Source organism: Anaerolineae bacterium, assembly GCA_014360855.1.
In the GTDB taxonomy this organism is placed as follows: domain Bacteria; phylum Chloroflexota; class Anaerolineae; order JACIWP01; family JACIWP01; genus JACIWP01.
Map to the genome: position 1 here is coordinate 1 of JACIWP010000319.1, position 3,250 is coordinate 3,250.

The following is a 3,250-nucleotide window of genomic DNA, read 5'->3' on the forward strand; positions in this document are numbered from 1 at the left end:
GCCTGGATATGTCCGCTGGGCACCCTGCTGGACTGGGTGCCGGCGCGCCAACAGCCCAGCGCCGCCTTTGGCCCCGAAAGCCCCTGGCGCCGCGTGAAATACATCCTCCTGATAGCGATACTGGGTTCGGCGATCGCCGGCAACCTGACTCTCTTGCTCCTGGACCCCATCGTGCTGACGAGCCAGATGGTTGGGCGCGTCTTCCTGCCCCTGGTGGAGCAGGCATTTTCGCTTCTCGAGCGGGCCGGCTTTGCTATCCCCTGGACGCGCCTCCTGGTCTCCTCGGCCGATAATCTCCTGCGCGGCACCATTTTCCCGCTGGAGCGCCATTTCTACGGCGGCGCGGTGCTGACCGGCCTGGTCTTTGCCGGCATCCTCGCCCTCAACGCGCTGGCACCGCGCTTCTGGTGCCGGCATCTCTGCCCGCTGGGCGCCCTGTTGGGCCTGCTTTCGCGAGCGGCCTGGATCCGCCGGCGGGTAAACACATCCTGCATTGACTGCGGGCGCTGTGCCCGCCTCTGTCCCACCGGCACCATTGATGCCGGCCGCGGCTACGCCAGTGATCCCGCCGAATGCACGACCTGTCTCCTCTGCCAGGATGCGTGTCCCGTCTCCGCTATTTCCTTTTCAGGGGGAAGCCTCAGGCCGGCGCCATCCCAAAGCTATGATCCGACGCGCCGGCAAACCCTGGTGACGCTGGGACTCGGCCTGGCCGGCGTCGGCCTGTTGCGCGCCGGCCCCAGCTCGGACTTTCTCGACCCCCACCGCATCCTGCCGCCAGGCGGCCGGGAGAACGATCTGGCCGGCAAATGCATCCGCTGTGGCCTCTGTCTGAAGGTTTGTCCCACGGGCGGGTTACAGCCGGCATTTCCCCGTGCCAACGCACAAGACCTCTGGACGCCCGTGCTGGTGCCGCGCATAGGCTACTGCGACTATTCCTGCCATGCCTGCGGGCAGATCTGCCCCACCGGGGCCATCCCGGATATCCCGCTGGACACCAAACGCACGGTCATCATCGGCAAGGCCTATATTGATACCAGCCGCTGTATCCCCTGGTCCGAAGGGCGTGACTGCATCGTCTGCGAGGAAATGTGCCCGGTGCCGGATAAGGCCATCAAACTCGAGGAAGCCCGGGTCAAGACCGCCGCCGGCCAGACCGTCACGGTAAAGCTCCCCCACGTGGAGCGGGAGCGCTGTATCGGTTGCGGCATTTGCGAGTACCAGTGCCCGGTTGCCGGCCAGGCCGCCATTCGTGTATACTCCCCGGTGTTGGAACGCGGTTGATATTTCCCGTCAAGAGGGCTATAATGACAGCAGAATCCGTTCGGCGGATGTACCGCCGCTGGAAAGCGCGCGCCGCGGCACTGCAGGATGAGGTGTACGCCCTGTACCTGGCATATCGGCATGCCGGCGTCCCATGGTACGCCAAGGCCTGGGCGCTCATCGTGGTAGCCTATGCCTTCAGCCCGATAGACCTGGTCCCTGATTTCATCCCCGTGCTGGGATATCTGGATGACCTGGTGCTGATCCCGCTGGGTGTGGCGCTGGCCATCCGCCTGATACCGCCGGCCATCCTCGCGGAATGCCGGGCGGAGGCGCGGCGAGTGCGGGAGGCCGGCCGTCCCACTAACTGGACCGCCGGCGTCATCATCCTCCTGCTGTGGCTCATCATTCTGGCGCTGATCTTCAAAGCGCTGTGGTCTATACTGCATACATAGGAGACGAAACACATGCCAGCGATGGAAACGATGGAGCGAGTGGCCGCTCTGCGCCGGGAAATCATCCAGGTCTGCCGGCTGATGTACGACCACGGCCTGGTGGCCGCCACGGACGGCAACGTGACAGCGCGGCTGGACGATACGTATGTCCTCGCCACCCCGAGCGGTGTCAGCAAGGGATGGGTGGCGGAAGAGCAGTTGATCATCCTGGACCTGGATGCGAACGTGCCGGCCGAGACGCCGTACGGCCCGAATCCCGCCGGCCTCTCTATCACCTCCGAAATCTGGCTCCACCTGGAGGTCTACAAAATGCGCCCGGACGTGGGCGCTGTCGTCCACGCGCACCCTCCCTACGCCATTGCATTGAGCATCGCCGGCATCCCCGTGGCCGAATGCCTCATTCCAGAGGTGCTGGTGGGCATGGGAATGATCCCTCTGACACCGTACGCCACCCCATCTACCCGGGAGGGTGCGGAAGTCATTCATCGCTATATCGGGGAGCATGACGCGGTAGTGCTCCGCCGGCACGGCAGTGTGACCGTGGATAAAACCCCGCTCCGCGCCTACCTGAAGCTCGAGAAGCTGGAGCATGCCGCCCACATCACATATCTGCTTCAGCTCATGGGATGCGATGCCCCCATTCCGCCGGCAGAGGTCGCCAAGCTCATCGCCCAACGCAGGGCACGCGGGCTGGCCAACGAGGAATCGCTGGCGCATCTGGAGCGCCTCTGCCGTCTGCGGTGGCACCGCACCCGACGCCGGCGCCGTTCCTGGTAGTGCTCGCCATAAGGGGAGGCAGTGACATGACCGAGAAATTATCCGCCCAGCGGAACCGCTACCCCCTGGAGCATCTCCCCGCCGGCGTCCATATCTGCTGGCAGGTGGATGGAGATGAGGACTTCCATGCCTCGCTGTCGGGTATTGTGCGAGCCGTGGCATCCGCCGGCGCGGCCTTCCTGTACATCGTGGATCGGCGCCCCCTCACCGCTGTCCGGCGCCAACTGCACGCCATCGCGCCAGAGGTCACCGCCCAGGGGAAAGCGTTTCTGCTGGAACCGCCCCAGATTCTGCTGGACAATGCCCGGTTTGACGAGCAAGCCGCGCTCACCCAGCTCCGCAAATTTACCCTGCCCCATCGCGCCGGCGGCCTTCCCGCGCCCTGGATCGTGGTGGAGATGAGCTGGGCAACCTGGGGACTGCCTGGCTCCGACCGCTGGCAGGCCTTCGAGTCTCTGCTGGACTCCGCCGGCCAGGAGCTGTACGGCATGTTCCTCTGCCAGTACGACCGGCGGTACTGCCCCCCAGACATGCTGGCAGAGGCCCTGCGCTTTCACCCGTATATCCTCTTCAACGGCTGGGTTGTGCCCAACCAGGTATATCCCGGCCCCATCCCCTCCCCCATCCTGGAACGCGATGCGGTCATGGCGCAAATGGGGCTGGATGATGACAGCTATCAGGAATACCTGCGCGTGTTCCTGGAAGAAGCGGAGGATCATGCCGCCAAGCTGTCCGAGGCGGTGCAGGCCGGCAGT

At 64.9% G+C, this 3,250-nt stretch carries 4 protein-coding genes; all 4 read left to right on the plus strand.

What is annotated here, in order from left to right; genetic code table 11:
• The coding region (locus tag H5T60_13350) for a 4Fe-4S binding protein (GenBank protein MBC7243416.1) at positions 1-1,284 on the plus strand (1,284 nt) is incomplete at its 5' end.
• Between the two features lie 47 nt (positions 1,285-1,331).
• Positions 1,332-1,718 carry a DUF1232 domain-containing protein gene (locus H5T60_13355; protein ID MBC7243417.1) on the plus strand — a complete coding sequence of 129 codons (387 nt, stop codon included), beginning with the start codon at positions 1,332-1,334 and terminating at the stop codon, positions 1,716-1,718.
• Between the two features lie 12 nt (positions 1,719-1,730).
• Complete coding sequence (locus H5T60_13360; protein ID MBC7243418.1) at positions 1,731-2,495, plus strand: class II aldolase/adducin family protein; 765 nt, start codon at positions 1,731-1,733, stop codon at positions 2,493-2,495.
• A gap of 26 nt (positions 2,496-2,521) precedes the next feature.
• Positions 2,522-3,250: MEDS domain-containing protein (locus H5T60_13365; protein ID MBC7243419.1), on the plus strand; the 729-nt coding region annotated here is incomplete at its 3' end.

Excerpts from the sequence above, each read along its gene's own strand:
- H5T60_13355 (MBC7243417.1), top strand. The coding sequence starts at position 1,332 with ATGTACCGCCGCTGGAAAGCGCGCGCCGCGGCACTGCAGGATGAGGTG.
- H5T60_13360 (MBC7243418.1), top strand. The coding sequence starts at position 1,731 with ATGCCAGCGATGGAAACGATGGAGCGAGTGGCCGCTCTGCGCCGGGAA.